20 protein-coding genes are annotated in these 20423 nt (G+C 27.8%); 5 read left to right on the plus strand and 15 right to left on the minus strand.

Annotation, left to right across the window (positions count from 1 at the left end; genetic code table 11):
* Positions 1-17 precede the first annotated feature (17 nt).
* The 3 genes from ACN6I1_RS09455 to ACN6I1_RS09465 all read right to left on the minus strand — a co-directional run bounded on the left by ACN6I1_RS09455 (position 18) and on the right by ACN6I1_RS09465 (position 2707).
* Positions 18-776 (minus strand): ABC transporter permease, encoded by a 759-nt coding sequence (locus ACN6I1_RS09455; protein WP_419741745.1) that lies wholly within the window; start codon positions 774-776, stop codon positions 18-20.
* A 3-nt stretch (positions 777-779) separates the two neighbouring features.
* Positions 780-1667 carry an ABC transporter ATP-binding protein gene (locus ACN6I1_RS09460; protein ID WP_419741746.1) on the minus strand — a complete coding sequence of 296 codons (888 nt, stop codon included), beginning with the start codon at positions 1665-1667 and terminating at the stop codon, positions 780-782.
* A gap of 152 nt (positions 1668-1819) precedes the next feature.
* Positions 1820-2707 carry a YitT family protein gene (locus tag ACN6I1_RS09465; RefSeq protein ID WP_419741747.1) on the minus strand — a complete coding sequence of 296 codons (888 nt, stop codon included), beginning with the start codon at positions 2705-2707 and terminating at the stop codon, positions 1820-1822.
* 595 nt (positions 2708-3302) lie between these two features.
* Here ACN6I1_RS09465 and ACN6I1_RS09470 point away from each other — a divergent pair.
* Complete coding sequence (locus tag ACN6I1_RS09470; RefSeq protein ID WP_419741748.1) at positions 3303-4940, plus strand: Na/Pi cotransporter family protein; 1638 nt, start codon at positions 3303-3305, stop codon at positions 4938-4940.
* Between the two features lie 34 nt (positions 4941-4974).
* Here the strand turns inward: ACN6I1_RS09470 and ACN6I1_RS09475 are convergent, their stop codons facing one another.
* The 9 genes from ACN6I1_RS09475 to ACN6I1_RS09515 all read right to left on the minus strand — a co-directional run bounded on the left by ACN6I1_RS09475 (position 4975) and on the right by ACN6I1_RS09515 (position 13770).
* Complete coding sequence (locus ACN6I1_RS09475; protein ID WP_419741749.1) at positions 4975-5802, minus strand: ATP-binding cassette domain-containing protein; 828 nt, start codon at positions 5800-5802, stop codon at positions 4975-4977.
* 12 nt (positions 5803-5814) lie between these two features.
* Positions 5815-6768: an ABC transporter ATP-binding protein gene (locus ACN6I1_RS09480; protein ID WP_419741750.1), complete on the minus strand. Its 954-nt coding sequence runs from the start codon at positions 6766-6768 to the stop codon at positions 5815-5817.
* Between the two features lies 1 nt (position 6769).
* Positions 6770-7588: an oligopeptide ABC transporter permease gene (gene opp4C / locus ACN6I1_RS09485; RefSeq protein ID WP_419741751.1), complete on the minus strand. Its 819-nt coding sequence runs from the start codon at positions 7586-7588 to the stop codon at positions 6770-6772.
* 10 nt (positions 7589-7598) lie between these two features.
* Positions 7599-8552, minus strand: a complete 954-nt coding sequence (locus ACN6I1_RS09490; protein ID WP_419741752.1) for an ABC transporter permease — start codon at positions 8550-8552, stop codon at positions 7599-7601.
* Positions 8553-8634: 82 nt separating this feature from the next.
* Complete coding sequence (locus ACN6I1_RS09495; RefSeq protein WP_419741753.1) at positions 8635-10308, minus strand: peptide-binding protein; 1674 nt, start codon at positions 10306-10308, stop codon at positions 8635-8637.
* A 299-nt stretch (positions 10309-10607) separates the two neighbouring features.
* Positions 10608-11873, minus strand: coding sequence for a glutamate 2,3-aminomutase (gene eam / locus ACN6I1_RS09500; protein ID WP_419741754.1), 1266 nt, complete (start codon positions 11871-11873; stop codon positions 10608-10610).
* Positions 11874-12074: 201 nt separating this feature from the next.
* Entirely contained in the window at positions 12075-12716 is a 642-nt protein-coding gene (locus tag ACN6I1_RS09505) for an isochorismatase family cysteine hydrolase (protein ID WP_220797917.1), read from the minus strand.
* Between the two features lie 120 nt (positions 12717-12836).
* Positions 12837-13454 (minus strand): HutD family protein, encoded by a 618-nt coding sequence (locus ACN6I1_RS09510; RefSeq protein ID WP_419741755.1) that lies wholly within the window; start codon positions 13452-13454, stop codon positions 12837-12839.
* Positions 13455-13581: 127 nt separating this feature from the next.
* Positions 13582-13770 (minus strand): hypothetical protein, encoded by a 189-nt coding sequence (locus tag ACN6I1_RS09515; protein ID WP_021429477.1) that lies wholly within the window; start codon positions 13768-13770, stop codon positions 13582-13584.
* 187 nt (positions 13771-13957) lie between these two features.
* On the opposite strand from ACN6I1_RS09515, the gene ACN6I1_RS09520 reads away from it, so the two are divergent.
* The gene (locus tag ACN6I1_RS09520) at positions 13958-14482 is read left to right on the plus strand and encodes a 2'-5' RNA ligase family protein (protein WP_419741756.1); all 525 of its coding nucleotides are present in this window, start codon (positions 13958-13960) and stop codon (positions 14480-14482) included.
* A gap of 60 nt (positions 14483-14542) precedes the next feature.
* Here the strand turns inward: ACN6I1_RS09520 and ACN6I1_RS09525 are convergent, their stop codons facing one another.
* Together ACN6I1_RS09525 and ACN6I1_RS09530 are read right to left on the minus strand one after the other, a co-directional pair.
* Positions 14543-14746 carry a hypothetical protein gene (locus tag ACN6I1_RS09525; RefSeq protein WP_021429438.1) on the minus strand — a complete coding sequence of 68 codons (204 nt, stop codon included), beginning with the start codon at positions 14744-14746 and terminating at the stop codon, positions 14543-14545.
* A gap of 138 nt (positions 14747-14884) precedes the next feature.
* Positions 14885-15076 (minus strand): DUF1450 domain-containing protein, encoded by a 192-nt coding sequence (locus tag ACN6I1_RS09530; protein ID WP_419741757.1) that lies wholly within the window; start codon positions 15074-15076, stop codon positions 14885-14887.
* A gap of 357 nt (positions 15077-15433) precedes the next feature.
* On the opposite strand from ACN6I1_RS09530, the gene ACN6I1_RS09535 reads away from it, so the two are divergent.
* From ACN6I1_RS09535 to ACN6I1_RS09545, 3 genes are all read left to right on the plus strand, one after another.
* Entirely contained in the window at positions 15434-16045 is a 612-nt protein-coding gene (locus ACN6I1_RS09535) for an acetate uptake transporter (RefSeq protein WP_021429465.1), read from the plus strand.
* A gap of 192 nt (positions 16046-16237) precedes the next feature.
* On the plus strand, positions 16238-17659 hold the full coding sequence (locus tag ACN6I1_RS09540) for a spore germination protein (RefSeq protein ID WP_419741758.1): 1422 nt from the start codon (positions 16238-16240) through the stop codon (positions 17657-17659).
* A 301-nt stretch (positions 17660-17960) separates the two neighbouring features.
* A complete protein-coding gene (locus tag ACN6I1_RS09545; protein ID WP_419741759.1) occupies positions 17961-19658 on the plus strand; it encodes an oleate hydratase in 1698 nt (565 codons plus the stop codon).
* 37 nt (positions 19659-19695) lie between these two features.
* Here ACN6I1_RS09545 and ACN6I1_RS09550 read toward each other — a convergent pair whose 3' ends face one another.
* Positions 19696-20256: a TetR/AcrR family transcriptional regulator C-terminal domain-containing protein gene (locus ACN6I1_RS09550; protein ID WP_419741760.1), complete on the minus strand. Its 561-nt coding sequence runs from the start codon at positions 20254-20256 to the stop codon at positions 19696-19698.
* Positions 20257-20423 lie beyond the last annotated feature (167 nt).

Below are 20423 nucleotides of genomic sequence, written 5' to 3' on the forward strand. Positions count from 1 at the left end.
CCTATATGTTGTATAAATTATCTTTCTTGTAAGAAACCTATACTTGTAAGTCTATACAATACATAACTTCCTAATATGCTTATACCTATAAACACTACAAAAGCTATAGGTGATACTCCATATCTTATAAGTTCTGAACTATACATTCCAAACAATGGTGTAAATCCTAATATTTTTTTACTTATAAATCCACCTGCTATATATGGTACCCCCATTATTAATCCTCCTATAAAAAATGGCCCTACTGCTTTTTGACTTATAGATGATAACCATAAACCTAATTGTGCAAATAAGAAAGACCCTAAAACTACTGTTATGGCTAATATAGTTAACATTTGTAGTACCGTTAAATTGGATCCACTATTTCCAAAGTACCAAACATTTTTTATACTCATGTGTAATCCTTTAAAATTATTTCCTATTATTATTTTTAAACTCATAACTACAAGTATCGATAAATTTATTAAGCTTGCAGCTATTCCATATGCAATACTCTTAGCTAAAACTAATCTATTCTTACCATTTTTAGTTGATTTTACTATTGAGTCCATATTAGAACTGTATTCTAATACAAAACTTCCTGAAAATAAACTAAACATTAAAATTCCCATTAATGGAGATACTCCATAAAATTTACTAAATAAATCTCCATATCCATCAGATAATCCAGATCCGTTAATACATACATATACTAAAAATAAAGAAAATGCCCAAAATATCATTAATCCTTTTTTCTTCATTATCTTTTTAAATTCTGCATTTATAATATTAGTCATGATTTATACCTCCCTTGAATCTTCTAATTCAAAATAAAACATGTACACATCTTCAAATCTAGGATCTATACTCTTTGCATCAAAATCTGTTATTGAACTTTCACTTATAACTCTAAGTTCTATATCTTCTACTCCACGTTGTACATTAACTACTTTATATTTATTCTGTATTGCATAAACTTCATTTTCATTTCTAACTTTTATGCTATAAACTTTTCCATTCATATCATCTAATATTTCTTTATGAGTACCTTGTAATAATACTTTTCCATCCTTTATCATTATAGTTTCTTTAGCAACAGATTCTATATCTGATATAATGTGCGTTGATAGTATTACTATAGTTTCCTTACCTATTTGAGATAATAAGTTTCTAAATCTTGCCCTTTCTTGAGGATCAAGTCCTGCTGTTGGTTCATCTAGTATAAGTATTTTAGGATCATTTAAAAGAGCTTGGGCTATTCCAACTCTTCTTTTCATACCCCCTGAAAATTTCGAAATTGCTTTATTTCTTACCTCATAAAGCCCTACTAATTTTAATAATTTATCAGTTTTTTCTTTAGCCATGCTTTTATCCATACCTTTTAATGCACCTATATATAATAGGAAGTCTTTTGCACTAAAGTTTTTATAAGCATCAAAATCTTGTGGCAAATATCCTACTATAGCTCTATAGTTTTCATCTAAAGTATTTATATCTTTTCCATTGTAAAGAATTTTTCCACTTGTAGGCTGTTTTAATGTTGCAACTTGTTTCATTAAAGTTGTTTTCCCTGCTCCGTTTGGTCCAAGCAATCCATAAACTCCACTTGCTAAACTTAAGTTTATATTTTCATTAGCATTTTTGTATTTGTATGATTTCGTTAAATTTACTATTTCTAATTTATTCATAATTACCTCCATATATTGTGTTCGTTGTTATGGTTATATTATATTTAGGTAATCTTAATCCATTATAAACTCAATCTTAAATAATCCTTAAATAAATAAAAAAAACAAATAAAAAAGACACTATGCTTTTGAATATTGCATAGTGTCTTTTTTTATTTGATTCCAGGTAAATTTTTTCTTATAACATGCTCTATTGATGTCTTTTCTATATTATGACTATCTGCCAAGTAACTTGTCTCGATTATAGCATTGCTGTCTATATCTAAAATATTGCGTTTCAAAGTTGGATAAGTAAACTTATCAGTTATACATAAAATAACTTTCGATTCATTTCCTGAGTATCCTCCATACCCTTGTAAATATGTTATTGAAATACCTAAATTATTTACAATATGATTTCCTATATCTTCAATTTTATTAGACATTACTATAATAGATCTACCTTGATTAAATCCATCTAGTATTAAATCGACTAACTTAGTCATCATATATATTACAATTAAAGAAAACATCGCACTTTCAATACTAAGAACTATTGCCGTAACTACTAAAACAATAATATTTATACTCATTAAAAATGTAGACACTGGTATTTTAAATTTCTGATTAGCCCATACAGCTAGCATTTCACTACCATCTATAGCTCCTCCAAACTTAATAACAGTTCCTGCACCTAATCCTAATGCTACCCCTCCATATATTACTATTAATAGCTCTGATGTAGTAACTGGTGGAACTGGTGTTAAAAAATATAAAAATGTAGAGGCACAAATATTAGCCCACAAGGTTTTAAATAGAAATATTCTATCAAATGTTTTTGATGTAAATAGTAAAATTGGTATATTAAATCCAAGTAATAATATAAACATCGGAATCCCTGTTAATGAATGTATTATTACTGATAAGGCAGTTGTTCCACTATCAACCATCCCATTTGGAGACAATATCAACTCAAGACCCATAGCTACAATTAATGATCCAATTGTTATCATTATAAATTCATAAACCGTTCTTATTCTTTTTGCATTAACTTCTTTCATTTTATCACCTCTTTTAATTTCTTATAATTTTATAATAAAATTGTTCTGTTTTTATAATTATATTATATAATAATTTTGTCTAGTTTTCAAGAATTTTCTGAAAATTGAATACATTTTTTTTATAATTTATTAATTTAAAATTTTCTACACTTTTATTATGTCAAAAGTATTACTATCTATACATACCCTCGATACAGTGAAATATTCTCTTTATTAATATACCATCTTCACTGTTTATGTGCCTGAACTTTTTCAAATTTAACAATTAACTTTAATATAGTAAGTATTTGTAAAGAATTTTTAACTTTTTTCAAGATTATGTTAAGTCCCTATTAATACATGAAATATATTTTATTTCACTTATGATTTCAATAAAATTTGCTTTTATTGTATGATTCACAATCTTGATAAATCATTTTCATATTTTTAGCTTCACCACTATTAACAATTTCTTAATGTTTATCTAAACTTGTTAAGCTTAAATTTAACAAGTTCTTAACATAACTTGTCGAATTTTTTGGTATTATATTATGGTACATAAGAAAGTAAGAAAATTGAAAATAAGAAAATTAACATTTCCGAGGAGGGAACAATCTTGTCTATATTCATAAGTCTTATTGGAGGTCTTGGTTTATTCCTTTATGGTATGAACATAATGGGAGAAGGTCTTCAAAAATCAACAGGTCCTAAACTTGAAAAAGCTATAGAACTTTTAACTAGCAATGTAGTTATGGGAGTTTTAGTAGGAGCTGTTGTAACTGGTATTATACAAAGTAGTGGAGCTACTACTGTAATGGTAGTTGGATTCGTTAACGCAGGAATAATGACTCTATATCAAGCGATAGGTATTATAATGGGAGCAAATATAGGTACTACTGTAACAGCTCAGTTAGTATCTTTTGACGCGAGTATATTTTCATCTATAGCTTTAGGGATAGGTATTGTTTTATACATGATTGGTTCAAAATCTAAACCACAATTAAAAAACATATCTGAAATCCTTATAGGATTTGCAATACTATTTATAGGTATGGAATTTATGAAGGATGCAGTTGCACCTTTATCTGAATATGCATTCTTTAGAAATATGTTAGCAGGACTTGCAACACATCCAATATTAGCATTACTTGCTGGTTTTGCAATGACTACTTGCTTACAAAGTTCAAGTGCTTCAATGGGTATATTAATTGCTCTATCATCTCAAGGATTAATGCCATTAGCTGGTGCATTACCAATTTTATATGGAGATAATATAGGTAGTTGTACTACATCACTTATATCAAGTGTTGGAGCAAATAAAAACGCTAAAAGAGCAGCTTTAATGCATTTATGTTTTAACGTAATAGGAACATTATTATTTATGTTAGTTTTAAATAAACCTATAACAATGATAGTTACGCATTTAGATCCAACTGATACCGCAAGACAAATAGCTAACTCTCATACTTTATTTAACTTAATAAATGTTATAATATTATTACCTTTCTCTAAATATATAGTTAAATTAGTTATGTTACTTATACCTGATAAGCCAGGTGAAGAAGAAGAATATGATAGTCATGTAACTAAGTATTTAGATGAAAGAATGTTAGAAACTCCATCTATAGCTTTTGGAAACACAGTTAGAGAAGCTCTTAGAATGGGGAATAAGGCAAAGAAAAGTTTTACATGTTCTATGAATGCATTACTTGAACATTCTGAAGAAGATGCAAAAACTACATTTGAAAAAGAAAAAGTACTAGATGAACAACAAAGAAAAGTACTAGATTACCTTATAAAGCTATCTAATAAAACTTTAGATGATAAAATGAGATTTTCTCTAGACTTATTATTCCACACAGTAAATGATATAGAAAGAGTTGGAGACTTATCAGAAAATATAGCTGAATTAGCTCAGTCATCAATGAAACTTAAAGCTGTTATGTCAGATAATGCAAAATCTGAAATAGTGGATTTATATAATAAAGTTTTAGATGCCTACACTTTATCGCTTGAGGCAATGAAACAAAATAGTGTAAATTTAGCAAATGATGTTTTAAAAATAGAAGATGAAGTTGATGCTTTAGATAAATTATATAGAGCTAAACATATGAATAGATTAAACACACATTCTTGTAGTATAGACTCTGGAATAATATATTTAGATTTATTAACCAACCTTGAAAGAATTTCAGACCACTCTGCAAGTATAGCTAAAAGAGTTATAAAAATTAATCAAAATCAATCAGCTTAATTTATAAACTAAAAGACTCCAATTGGAGTCTTTTTTATTTCCTTAAACTTGGATGATTTTTAGGTATAGATTCAATTAGCTTCTTAGTATATTCATTTTTAGGATTTGAATACACACTTTGAGAGTCTCCCATTTCTACTATTTTACCTTCATTCATAACTATTATTTCATCACAAAAACATCTAACTACGTTCAAGTTGTGTGAAATAAATAAATATGTTAAATTAAGTTTTTCTTTTAACTCTAACATCAAATTTAAAATTTGAGATTGAATTGATACATCTAACGCTGAAGTTGGCTCATCACAAATTATAAACTTTGGTCTTAATGCTAACACTCTCGCAATTGCAATCCTTTGTCTTTGCCCTCCACTAAATTCATGGGGATATCTATCCATATAACTTTTATCTAGTCCACAAAGCTCTAGTGATTCCTTGGCAATATCATAGGCATCTTGATTTTGAATATTTTTATGCTTTTTAACACCTTCAATTATTGTTTTGCCAATACTCATTTTAGGATCTAATGAAGAGTACGGATCTTGAAAAATTATTTGCATATCTTTTCTTAATTCCGTCATTTCTTTTTTGCTCATATTATTTTTTTTAGATTTATCATATATCGTTTTATTTTCAAATTCAACTTTTCCGTCGCTAGCATCTATAAGATTTAATATGCATTTAGACAATGTTGATTTTCCACATCCACTCTCCCCAACTAATCCTACTATACTGCCTCTTTTTATATTAAATGATACATCATCTACAGAATTTTGAAACTCTCTTTTCCCAAATAATGACTTTCTTTTTAAATTGTATGTTTTGCTTAAATTGCTCACTTTCAATATATAATCATTTTCCATACATAACCCTTCCTATCTCAAATCTATATTAAAACAACTTATTTTATGATTGTTTTTTAGTTCCATTAGTTTAGGTCTATCATTCAGGCACTTTTCATTACAACACTCACATCTATTATTGAAACTACACCCATTAGGAATTTTATCTATTGTTGGTACATTTCCTTTTATTGAGTAAAATCTATTGTTAACTAATTCTTCACCTAACCTAGACATAAGTAAACCCTTTGAATATGGATGCTTTGGATTATCAAAAAATTCATATACATCAGCTTCTTCTACTATTTTACCTAAATACATAACATATACTTTATCAGCTATCTCTGCAACTACATCAAGATCATGAGTTATAAAAATCACCGACATGTTGTACTCTTTACTTATATCCTTTATAAGTTTTAGTATTTCCTTTTGAACTGTAACATCTAGTGCTGTTGTTGGTTCATCCGCTATTAATAACTTTGGTTTTAAAGCTATCGCCATTGCAATCATTATTCTTTGTCTCATCCCTCCTGAAAGTTCATGAGGATACTTTTTTAAAACATCATTATGGTTTTTTATTCTTACCTTTTCTAACAAGTCTATAATAATATTTCTTCTTTCCGCTTTCTTTAAATTAGTATGTTCTTTTATAACTTCTCCTATTTGATATTCAACATTAAATAATGGGTTTAAAGCTATCATAGGCTCTTGAAATATCATAGATATTTCCTTACCTCTTATATCACACATATCTTTTTCATTTAAATCCAGTAAATCTCTACCTTCAAATTTAATCTTTCCTTCTATCTGAGAATTTGCAGAAATTAACTTCATTATAGCTAATGAAGTTAAACTTTTTCCACTTCCACTTTCTCCTACTAGAGAAATTATTTCTCCATTTTTAACATCCAAATTTATATCATCTATAGTATAATTTTCATTATTCTTAAATTTTATTTTTAAATTCTTAACCTCTAATAACATTTTATCCCTCCTTATACTCAGGATCCAATTTTCTCTTAAGACCTTCGCCTAAAAAATTGATCGCTAAAACAGATATTATTATCATAACTCCTGGGGGAATCCACAACCACCATTCACTTCTTAATGTTCTCATATTTTGCGCGGCTGTAAGCATATTACCCCAACTTGGCATTGGAGGTTTTACTCCCATTCCTAAAAAACTTAATGCTGCTTCCATTAAAATAGCATTAGCCATGGCTAGTGTCATAGCTACTAAAATACTTGACAGTAAGTTTGGAATTATATGTTTTATTATTATTTCTATATTATTGAATCCAATAGCTTTAGATGCCATTATAAAATCTCTTTCCTTTATAGACATAACTTCAGCCCTAACAATTCTTGCTATATCTGTCCATGAAAGTATAGCGATTATTATAATTAAATTTGTTACACTAGGTCCTACTACTGCTGCAAGAGCTATTGCTACGATGAAAAAAGGGAAACACATAATAATATCTACAATCCTCATTATTATAGAGTCTACAACTCCGCCAAAGTACCCAGCTGCTAAACCTAAAATAACTCCTATTGTAACTTGTATTATAGTTGCAAAAATACCTACCATTAGAGAAACTCTCCCCCCATGTAAAAGTCTTATTAAAACATCACGTCCTAGCTCATCAGTTCCTAAAAGATGTTCTGCGTTTGGAGATGTGCTTATATTGAATAAATCTACAGACGAAATATCTTGATTTATAAATAATGGTCCTATAAAAGACACTACTGCTAATATTAATAAAATACTTGCTCCTAAAAAAATCAATTTATTTTTTTTCATACTATTCCTCCTATTTGTCATATCTAATTCTTGGATCTATAATCGCATATAATATATCTGCAATTAAGTTAGATATCAAAATTATTATAGAAAGAATCATTAAAATTCCCATTATCAAAGAGTAGTCTCTATTTAAAACAGCCTCATAACTAAGTCTTCCTATACCTGTCCATACAAATACAGTCTCTGTTAAAAGAGCTCCAGAAAATAAAAAAGGTATTTGCAAGCAAATTATAGTAACTATAGGTATAAGTGCATTTTTTAACCCATGTCTAAATATAGCCTTATTAAGACTCAATCCCTTTGATCTAGCTGTAGTTATATAAGCTTTATCTAGTACATCTATCATAGACGACCTCGTGTACCTCATAAATGCTGTACTTTGTAAAAATGATAAAACTATACCTGGAAGTATAATATGTTTTAATCCATCAATCATAGCTTTAATTCCAGTGTAATCACTTCCTAGTGTTTTCATTCCCGATACAGGCAATAATTTTAAATCAAATGCAAATATTTTTATTAATATAAGACCAAAGAAAAATGCTGGTATAGAAACCCCCACAAATGATATAGTTGTAAATACTTTATCAAATAAAGTATTTTTCTTTATTGCAGATATAATTCCTATGCCAATTCCTAATATTATACTTAAGCATAGTGAAAATGTAGCTAATATAACTGTATTCGACATCCTTGAACCTATTATATCTAAAACTGGTTTTCCATAGTAAATTGAATACCCTAAATCTCCTTTAATTGCCCTTGAAATCCACTTAAAATACTTTATATGAATGGGATCATTATAGCCAATTTTATCTAACATCTCTTTTACTACTTCTGGTGGTACAGTTGGATCTATCATTGTTGAATATGGGTTACCAGGTTGTAAGTGTATAAGAGCAAATATAATTATTGAAATTCCTAGCAAAACTACTACCGCCGTTAGTAGTCTTTTTATCATATATTTAACCACTTTAGCAACTCCCTTCTATTTTTAAATTTTAAAAAAAGTTATCCCTATGAAAGGATAACTTTTTTTAATTTTAATCTATATACCAATCTTTTACATTATTAAAATCATTAAATGTATATGGTTTAAAGTCTTTAAGATGAGGGTTATAAGCTTTTCTTATATTTTGAGAATATAAATATGCCCATGGAACTTCATCATTTAAAAGTTTTCCAAATTGAGAGTATATTTCTTTACGTTGTTTCTGATCAGATACACTTATTCCTTGTTCTATTAATTGATCTGCTTTTTCATTTTTAAAAGATGATATGTTCCACGCAGAATTTCCTTTTTCATCAGATGCAGATGTAGAATGCCAATAAGGTTTAGGGTCTGGATCTAATGATAAATTATTACCCATTAGATATAACTCAAAGTCATGATTTGCTACAACCTTATCCATAAGCGCTGTAAATTCCATGTTCTCAAGTTCCATTTTAACGCCTATATCTTTTAAGTTTGCTTGAATAATTGGAGCTGTCTGCTCTCTTAATTTATTTCCAGTAGGATATGTTAACTTAACTACTAGTTCTTTTCCATCTTTATCTTCTACTATACCGTTATTATCTCTATCTTCATACCCAGCTTGTTTTAAAAGTTCCTTTGCTTTGTCTTTATTATATTTGTAATTATTTAAAGTTGATTTATCTGGATATGACCATGAACTTGGTAGCATAGGTGTATCTACAACTTGTCCATTTCCTTCTAATAATTTATCTACCATAGCATTTCTATCTAAAGCATACATAAATGCTTGTCTTAAATTTTTATCTTGGAATTTTTTATCTCTAAGATTGAATCCCATGTACTGAACTAGGTTACTATCATATGATGTAACATCCATACCTTCTGACTCTAACACTTTTATATCTTTATTTTTTAGATTCGATGCATCAATAACATCTACTGTTCCATTTAATAGTTCTCCAGTAGCCGTATCTTCATTAGTAACCTTTAATATGAACTTTTCTGTTTTTACATCTCCGTCAAAATAGTTATCATTTCTTTTTAACTGAACATCTTGTCCTTCAGTGAAAGATACTACTTCATATGGACCTGTACCTACTGGTTTTGTAAGTAAATCTTTTTTATCTTTCCATTGAGCTATAGGTACTTCTACCCATATATGTTTTGGTATTATACCTATGCTTCCTAAGTTTGTAAGCCCCGGAGAATATGGTTCTGCAAATGTAAATTTAATTGTATTCTTATCAATAACCTCAATACCTTCTATTTTATCAACACTGCCTTCGTGGTAATCTTTCGCTCCCTTTAATTTTTCAACATAACCATATTTTGACCCTGTATATCCTTTATCAGCTAAACTTGTGAATGTAAATGCTACGTCATCCGCAGTTAACGTTTTCCCATCACTCCATTTAATATTATCGTTTAACTTAAATGTTATACTTAAGTTATCATCAGATATCTCATATGATTTAGCTAACTCTGGTTTTGGATTTAAATTTTTATCAAAACTTAAAAGTGAGTTATATGTAAGATCTATTACTGCATCATCGTATGTTGTGTCATTTAACAGTGGATTGAATATTCCTGTAGGTGAACTTGTTAATGCATATACTATACTATCTTTTGATTTTGGCTCTATAGCTTTTCCGGTTTCATCCCCTTTACTACACCCAGTTAAAATACTAATACCTAAAGTAGCTGTCATTACTAAAGATGTTATTCTTTTTCTTTTTTTCAATGTACATCCCTCCAAAAGTTACTCATATTTATGATTTCAGCTTTAAATGTTACATTATGTATAAAATTACGTCAATCTTTATAGTTTTTTTCTATTTTTCAATCTTATACGATAGTATTTAACTATAAAAAATTCGCTTCGCTCATGTCCCAACGACTTTGTCCGTTGCTCAAAAAGTCATTTTTTACTTTCACCAATATTTTGATGGTACTATATGTAGTAAGTGATTCACAAATATTAGTTAGGTATAATTTTCTTAAGCGTAAAAAAAGAGCAAATTTTTAAATTTGCTCTTTTTCCTAAATTATACTTTTATCTATAATATCTTTTATATTAACAGATTTATTATCTTCTACTTTAACAACTTCACCTTCCCAGGTTCTTATCATTATATAATCCGATCCCTTTGAGATTAAATATTGAGGTAATAAAGGTGTTTTACCTTTTCCTTTAGGAGCATTTATTATATATGTTGGAATAGCCATCCCAGATGTATATCCTCTTAGATACTCCATTATCTCCATACCTTCATCTACAGATGTATTAAAATGAGTAGTTCCTTTTACATGCTTACTATGGAATATATAATAAGGTTTTACTCTTATTTTAAGAAGTTCATGATTTAGGCATCTCATTAAATATTTATCATTGTTAACTCCATTTAATAAAACCGCTTGATTTCCTAATGGAACTCCGTTATTTGCTAGTTTTTCACAAGCTTTTTTAGTTTCTTTTGTTATTTCCATTGGATGGTTAAAATGTGTATTTATATATATAGGATGATACTTCTTTATCATATTGCAAAATTTATCAGTTATTCTTTGCGGCATAGTTACTAAAGTTCTGCTTCCTAATCTTATATAATCTACATGCTCGATTTTTCTTATTTCACTAATTATCCACTCTAGCATGTCATCATTAAGTGTAAGTGGATCTCCACCAGTTATAAGTACATCTCTTATTTCTGTATTTTCTTTAATATAATTTATAGACTCGCTTAATACTTCTTTGCTTTTTTTGCAATCTTCTTGTCCAATATTTCTTCTTCTTTGACAGTGCCTACAATACATAGCACACTCATTTGTAACATTTATAATTAATCTATCTGGATATCTTCTAGTTATGCTGCCTGCTGGATTGGTGAATTCTTCTCCCATAGGATCTAAATCACTTATTGATTCGTCTAGTTCTACACTAGCTGGAATTGACATTAATTTTATTGCATCATATGGATCACTAGGATCTATTAAACTTAGATAATATGGAGAAATCGCCCACCTAAATTTACTTTGCACACTTTTTATATTTTGGACTTCTTTTTCAGTTAAATTTAAAATTTTACTAAGTATATCAACATCCGTTATTCTATTAGATAACTGCCATTTATAATCATCCCAGTCTTTTTCAGTTGCATTTAAAACATCTAAAATTTTTCTTTTTCTATATTGTATCGATTCTTCATTTTTAATCCCAGTTGGAATTGTATCTTTAATTTTTATATAATCTTCTATTCTTGACTTCAATTGTGATGCTCTTTCTAAAGAAACTTTATTATTCTCATTCATAAGCAACTTACCTAAGCGTTATAACTTAGGTTCCCCCTTCCGTGTCATAGTTGTGTTTTTTAACATAATTAATGACCGATTACTTGCATTTTTTTCTTCTTTGAATTTATTCTATCATATTTTTTCTCTTTTTTCAATAAATTCTGAAATTTAACAAAATTAATAGGTCTTAATAAAATTAAGACCTATTAATTAATTAATTTATTTATATATTATGTTTTTTACGACTTTAATTCCATTTTGAATCATACTATTAAAAAATACTATGTTCATAATTTCAGCATTATGTACTTTCGGTATATCGTAAGTATCTACTAAATCCATTGGTACTATAATTTGTTTATAAATATTATTTTGATTAAAATAAGACTTCAATGTTACTGCAAATTGGTAAATACAAATGTCAGTACAGTCTCCAACAATTATAACATTTTCAACATTTTTAAAACTTATATCATTCAAGCAGAAAAATCCATTAGTAGAATTTTTAGGTACTATCTTTATGTTTCTAATAGATTTTATTTCGTTAACAACTTCACTTTCTTCATCATCACTTAAACAATGAGTTGGATAACTTTGTAGCTCTATAGATTCTTTAGTATGGCTATCTGTAAATGCTACAACTTTACAATTTTTACTTACTACATAATCACCTAATTTTTTAATGGGATTTATTAACTTTTCTACTCTATCTGAATATAGAGAACCTTTTTTAGCAAATCCATTATTCATATCCACAATAAACAATATGGTTTTTTCCATATCTAACTCATCAATATTTATATCCTCTAATTGAATTAAACTCTCTTTCATATATTTTAAATCATTTAATAGCTTTTCCACTTTTCCACCCCTTTTTAAATGTTTATTACAATAATATCAAAGTATTTATCTTCCATCAATTATAACAAGTTCAAAAAACTAAAAAGTATAATTGTATACATACAATTATACTTTTTACATTTAGTAATAAACTATACTTTCAATTATATCTAATTCTTCTTCTTGAATATTTATTAAAATTAATTTTCCTTTAAATCCTTTTTTAAATTTTACTATAGCTAAATCACCTTGTTCTACTTCAAGTATATTACCATTATCTAATTTAATTTTAAAGCTTCCATTTAAGCTGTAAAAACAATTAAATTCATATCTGTAGCAACTATCATTTAAATTCATTTTAGGTTCTAAAATTATTTCTGATTTTACATTTATGTATCTTAATTCCCCACTACAATCTTCACTTGTCATCAAGTTAAAGTCTGTAGCTTTTCCATAACTTGTAGTATTCCATTCACCACTAAAGCTATCTATATCAAATTTTTCAAGCTTTTTGTCATAATGATTTTGATGCCTTAATAGTAACCCACCATCTAAAACCATTATTTTCCTTTGTATATTTGGAAGTTTAGTAAATTCTGATTCTTCTGCTTCAACAGTTGCTGAGCTTATTCTCCATTTAAAATTTCTGTTTTCATACGAAGAATTTTCAGGATATATATACAATTGATTTGTGATTCCTCCAGACCATTTGCTAATTTTCTGACCTTGCTCTTTTACAATTTTAATTTTACAAGTCAAAATATCCCCCTCCTAATTTAAATACGTATTTACATTAATTATATATTAAATCTGATGCCTATATTACAATGTACTAAAATTATTTTAAAAATAAAACTGTAGAACATAATGTTCTACAGTTTTATTTTTAATATCTTGCTCTATCTATTCCTCCAAGTACTATATGTGCAACTCCTGCTCCTACTAAAAGAGCACCTGCCATATTTTTATAATCTTTTTTATCAAATTTATCATGCTTATTTTGCTTAACGTCTAAAACAATTCCTGCTGTCGTAACTGCTGTACCTAATGCTATTGGAATCATACCTTTTTTCATAAATTCACCCTCCATACAAATTAATAAGTTTTAATATTTAAAACTCTATAGTTAATATCTCACCAATTTTGCCTTTACATTCGAAGTAATATTTTCATAATTTGTATAAAAGTATTTTAATTAATATTTATTTATAAATTTTGGTATACTTTATTTATATATTAAATTTTAATTAGGAGATTATTTTATGAGATATGTTATAGTATCAGTAACTAAAGGAAATGCAGGTGAATTTAATAACAACCTTCGAAAAAATTTATTTGAAAAATTTGGCTCTAAATCCTCAAAACTTCCACCACACTTTACAATAAAATCTCCATTTGAATCAGAAGATTTATCATCACTTGAAAATATGTTAAAAAAGTTTTGCGATTCAAATCCTATTTCTGAATATAAAATAGATGGTTATGATCATTTTGATGATCGAGTTGTCTATATGAATGTATTAATGAGTCCTCAAGGAAAAATGATTCATGATAAATTAATAATAGAATTATCAAAATTTCAATATATTAAATTCAATGGTCACGATGGAAAAGATAAAATTTTTCATATAACTTTAGCATCTAAAAAGATAAAAAAAATTTATAACGACATTTTTAATTATGCAACCCAAATACCGTGTAGCTTTGATTGTAATTTTGATAACATATCAATATTCAAATGGGAAGATAATACATGGGTTTTACATAAAGAGTATTTATTTATTTAATTAATTAATTAATTAATAGTAAAAAAGGAAAGATAATTATATATTATCTTTCCTTTTTTACTATTCCTCATCTTCTTCATATTCCATATAATCTTCAACTTCATGTCCACATGCTGGACATTTATATTTATCTACACAGAACTCGAATTCTTCTTTTGTTTCATTATCAGTTCCTTCGTTTATTACTTCAAAGTCAGTTCCTTCTTCATGACTTATTAAATCCATAACCTCTACTATACACTTAGGACAATACATTGTACTCATATGTTAACCTCCGTATTTTTGCATATATATTCCCTACTATATTAACATTTAAATTATATTTTTACTATACAATACACATAAAATTAATTTATTTCATAAAAAATGAACTATATAAATATATAGCTCATTTTTTATCTTTTATTTAGAGATTTCTTTTAAAAACAGTTCTTCATTTTCTTTTATAACTAGTTCTCCATCTATAAATCCTACCGCTTCTTTCTTAAATGAACGACATTGACCTATACAACCTGTTTTTATATTTTCATCTCCAACAATTTCTTTTATTTTATTAACATCAACATTTGAACAAAATGGACATACTCTTATCATTTTTAAAATCCTCCTAAAACCTCTTTAATTTAATGTATTTAAAATATACCCGTTGCAAGTTAATCCAAACATATTTATTGAAAATTTTCAAAATTCCATATATAACTAATTTAAATTTCTGATTTATAAAAATTACTTAATAATTATTAACTATAGTTATATATACTTAGAAAACTTAATTTAAATAAATAAAATCGAGTAATTTTAAGGTTATTTGTAAAAAAATATAATTTTTTCGAAATTTTTATATACTTATCTAAAAAAAAATGATAATATATATAAGTATTTTTATTATATGTATACAAAATACAGCATTGAAATTATAAAATGATATTTATAAAATAGGAGGATTCTTAAATGACAAACGAAACAAAAGTAAAAGTTGTAACAGCTGATCCTTCAGCATTAGGACTTTTCGGACTAGCAATGATAACATTAGTTGCATCATCTTCTAAGTTAGGCTTAACTTCTGGAATATCTTTAGTTTTACCATGGGCTATATTCTTAGGAGCTACTGCTCAATTATTTGCATGTATAAACGACTTTAAACACAATAATACATTTGGAGCTACTGCTTTTGGTGGATATGCTTTCTTCTGGTATGCAGTTGGTTTTACTTGGTTAATACAAAACGGAGTTTTTGGACCTGAATTACAAGCTTCTGCTGATCCTAAACAATTAGGTTTTGCTTACTTAGGATATTTAATATTCACATTATTTATGACTGTTGGAGCTATGGAAACTCATAAAGTATTATTTATAATATTTGTTCTTATAGACTGCTTATTCATAGGGTTAACTTTAAGTTCATTTGGTATAATGGAACACGCTGCTCATCAATTTGCAGCATATTCTGAGTTAGGAATAGCAATATTCTCATTCTACGGTTCTGCTGCTGCTGTTTTAAACACTCACTTTGGTAGAGTATTTTTACCTGTAGGAAAGCCATTTGGAATATTTAAAAAGTAATTATTTTTAGGGGGAGCTAGATATAATCAATATTATATCTAGTCCTATTATATTGATATAGATCAATAGGGTATGTTCTAAACTTTAATGTAGAACATGCCCTATTTTTATTTGTATAAATGCCAAATAATAAATTTCAATATTTTGTACATACTATTATAGATTAGTTATTAAATTAGAAAGGGTGTTTTAATGATTCTAACTAAAAGTATTAAACGAAATGTAGAACTTATGAAAGAACACCTCCCTTTAGATAAAAGTTTTGATGTTATCCAAAGAGAGGTTATTATTGGCGGAAAAAGTTGCTATTTATTCTTTATTGATGGTTTTATAAAAGATGAGGTGATGGAAAGAATTCTTTCTGGCTTTTTTAAAATATCAGAAAAAGATTTCGAATCAATTCATGAGCTAAAAGATTTTATACATAAATATATTCCATATATAGAGGTAGCTAAAGAAAATAAATTAAAAAATATAGCTAAAGAAGTTCTTTCTGGCCCTATGGCTATATTAATTGATGGATTTGATGAGGCTATCATCCTAGACGTTAGGACATATCCTGTACGTGGCATAGGAGAACCCGAAAAAGAAAAAGCACTTAAAGGAGCAAAAGACGGTTTTGTTGAAACTATAGTTTTTAACACCGCTCTTGTAAGACGGAGAGTAAAAGATCCTGATCTTATATTTGAGATGTTTAGTGTTGGTCAAAGATCCAAAACAGATGTAGTTATTGGATATATAGATGGATTGGTTGATGATAAAACATTAAAACAATTAAAAAAACATATCGACGAAATAAATGTAAAATCATTAGTAATGAGTGAACAAAGTATAGTTGAGGCCCTTGTTCAAAGTAGATGGTATAACCCATTTCCAAAAGCTAGGTACACAGAACGTCCTGATGTTGCAGCTGCTCATGTTTTAGAAGGTAAGATATTGTTAATCATAGATAACTCCCCTAATGCAATAATATTACCGACTACAATATTTGATTTTTTACAAGATGTTGATGATTTTTATCAACCTGTAATCATAGGAAATTATTTAAGGCTAATTAGAAATTTTACATTGTTGGCTACTTTTATGATAACCCCTTTATATACCCTGGCTATAAGGTATGCATCCGATCTTCCAGTATGGCTACAATTTATAACCCCAAAAGACCCCTACGATGTTCCTATTTTTCTACAGTTTTTAATTTTGGAATTTTCTGTAGATGCACTACAACTTGCCTCACTTAATACTCCTGGTTCACTAGGTATGTCCTTATCTGTTATTGGTGCCCTTATTTTAGGTGATTTTGCAGTCCAAACTGGATGGTTTATACCTCACACCATACTGTATATGGCTATTGTTGCACTTGGAAGCTACTCTCAACCAAGCGTTGATTTAGGGTATTCTATAAAAATAGTTAGGATACTGCTCTTAATTTTAACAGCTGCATTTAATATCTGGGGATTTGTCGCTGGATTAATAATTACACTTGTACTTCTAATGACAAATAAAACAATCACTGGAAAAAGCTACTTATATCCACTTATTCCATTTGAATATAGTGCTTTAAAAAGATTAATTTTTAGAGTTAAACTAGATACTAAAAATGAAGGTAAATAGTCTTTTAAAAATGATGCCACTAAACGGCATCATTTTTTACGCTTAAGGAGTTTATGATTAACGAATATATGTGTATAACTTATGAAGTATATTACATCAAAATATTAGTGAAAGTAAAAAATGATATTTTGAGCAACGGACGAAGTCGTTGGCGACATGAGCGAAGCGAATTTTTTATTAAACAAATTCAATAAAATGTGCTAACTTTACACATTTAATCAAATTTGTTTATTTATAACCTATGGAAATTTAATTACTCTTACTTATAAGGAAATTTAATAAATTATGGGGGTGTAATATAATGGGCAACTTTCAAAATATTAAAACTTTAAAACCAAGTTTTATTGAAAACAAAAATGCATACTTGATAGGAGGTGGTATATCCTCTTTAGCTGCAGCTGTATTTTTAATTAGAGATGGTCACATGGATGGTACTCATATTACTATTTTAGAGGAAACAGATATTCTTGGTGGTGCTATGGATGGATGTGGTAGTTTTGAAAGTGGTTATTTAATTCGCGGTGGACGCGAAATGGAAGAACACTACGAATGTACATGGGACTTATTTTCTAGTATTCCATCTTTAGATGATCCAACTATAAGTATTTTAGAAGAATTTAGAGATTTGAATATTAAAGATCCTAATGAATCTACTTGTAGAATTTTAGAAAACTGTGGAGAAAAGGGCGACTTTTCATCTCTTGGCCTAAATGATTTACATATAAAACAACTAGCCAAACTTTTTCTTGCAACAGAAAATGAATTAGGCCAAACTACAGTTGATCAATTTTTTGATAAATCTTTCTTTGATACTAATATGTGGTGTTTTTGGCGTTCTATGTTTGCATTTGAGACTTGGCATAGTGTTGTAGAAATGAAAAGATACATGGAACGTTTCATACATCTGCTTCCAGGTATGAATTCAATGAAAAACATTATGTTTAGCAAATATAATCAATATGATTCTTTTATACTACCTTTAAAAAATTGGTTAAAGTCTAAAGGTGTTATATTTAATTTAAATTCTCAAGTCACAAATTTAAGTATGGAAATTAATGAAGATATAAAAAAAGTTACAGCTATACATTTATTAAGAGGTAAAAATAAAGAGATAATCAATATAACAGAAAATGATTTAGTTTTTGTTACTACAGGGTCTATGACAGAAAATTCAACTATTGGAAATATGGACACTGCACCTGTTTTAAACTCAGATGAAGGAGCTTGTTGGACTTTATGGAAAAATATATCTAAAAACCATCCATCATTCGGAAGTCCAGAAGTATTTTGTAGTGATATAGACAAAAGTAAGTGGGAATCATTTACTATCACATGCAAAGATTCTAAACTAATAAAGAAACTTAAAGATTTAACTGGGAGAGACCCATATTCAGGAAAAGTTGTTACAGGAGGAATTATAACTATAAAGGATTCTAATTGGCTATTGAGTATAACTTGTAATAGACAACCTCATTTTATAAATCAACCTAAAGATGTTGTTGTATTATGGTCTTATGGCCTTTTCCCTGATAACATTGGTAACTTTGTTAAAAAGAAAATGTCCGATTGTACAGGTTCTGAGTTAGCAATGGAACTTTTATATCATATGGGCTTAGAAAATGACATTCCTGAAATTTTAACTACAATCAATGTTATCCCATGCATGATGCCATATGTTACTAGCCAGTTTATGCCTCGTATAAAAGGAGACCGCCCAGATGTTGTGCCTAAAGGAAGTGTAAACTTTGCATTTTTAGGTCAATTCGTTGAAATACCTGGTGACTGTGTATTTACTGTTGAGTACTCTGTTCGTTCAGCAATGATGGGAGTATACAGTTTACTTAATATAGATAGAAATATCCCTGAAGTATATCCTTCAAAATATGATATACGTTCCATATCTGCAGCAACAAAAACATTATATGGTAAAAGACCTTTACCTGGCGAATTCTTAATAAAGAAATTATTACAAAACACAAGTCTAGATGGTCTTATATAAAATAAAAAACAATGTAGTCAGTTGACTACATTGTTTTTTATTTTATAGATTCACTCCTAAGTAATAGTTTATGTACATCTCCATTAACTATTTTATTGAGGTTTTTAATTATTTCCTCAGGATTTTCTTCCATTTTATTTTTTATCCACTCTATTAGTAAGCCAGTTAAGGAAATCTTATAGTAATTTAAAACAAACTCTTTTTCTATTTGTGAAATGTCAATTTCTTCAGAAAGATCATTTACTACTTTAAAAACTAGCTTATATACAGCTTTATGTACATGCATTTCTAATTGCTTTAAATCTATAGAATTATAAATATTAAAAATCATTTTTTTATTTTCAGATAAATAATTTAATATTTTCAAAAAACTTTGTTGCCATTCTTCAAATCTAATATTCTCTTTTATCTCTTTATTAATCTCTGTCTTTAAAATCCACTCTAAAAGATCGTAAATATCTTTAAAATGATAATAAAATGTACGTCTATTTACACCACAATCTTGTACAATATCATTAATTGTAATTTTATTTAACGATGTTGTATTCATTAAACTTTTTAATGATGAGGCCAAAGCTTTTTTTGTTATTTGCGACATAAACAAAATTTCCTTTCATCAATATAAATATATTATATTTTACATAAAATATATAGTCAACGATTACAAAACTCTAAAATTAGACAAAATAATTTTCAATTTAACAATTCTATTTTTTTAAAATTATATATACAGTAATATTATTTTGCAATTTAGGATAACCTTAT

The sequence above is a fragment of the Paraclostridium dentum genome (genome assembly GCF_048568265.1).
Lineage (GTDB): Bacteria > Bacillota > Clostridia > Peptostreptococcales > Peptostreptococcaceae > Paraclostridium > Paraclostridium dentum.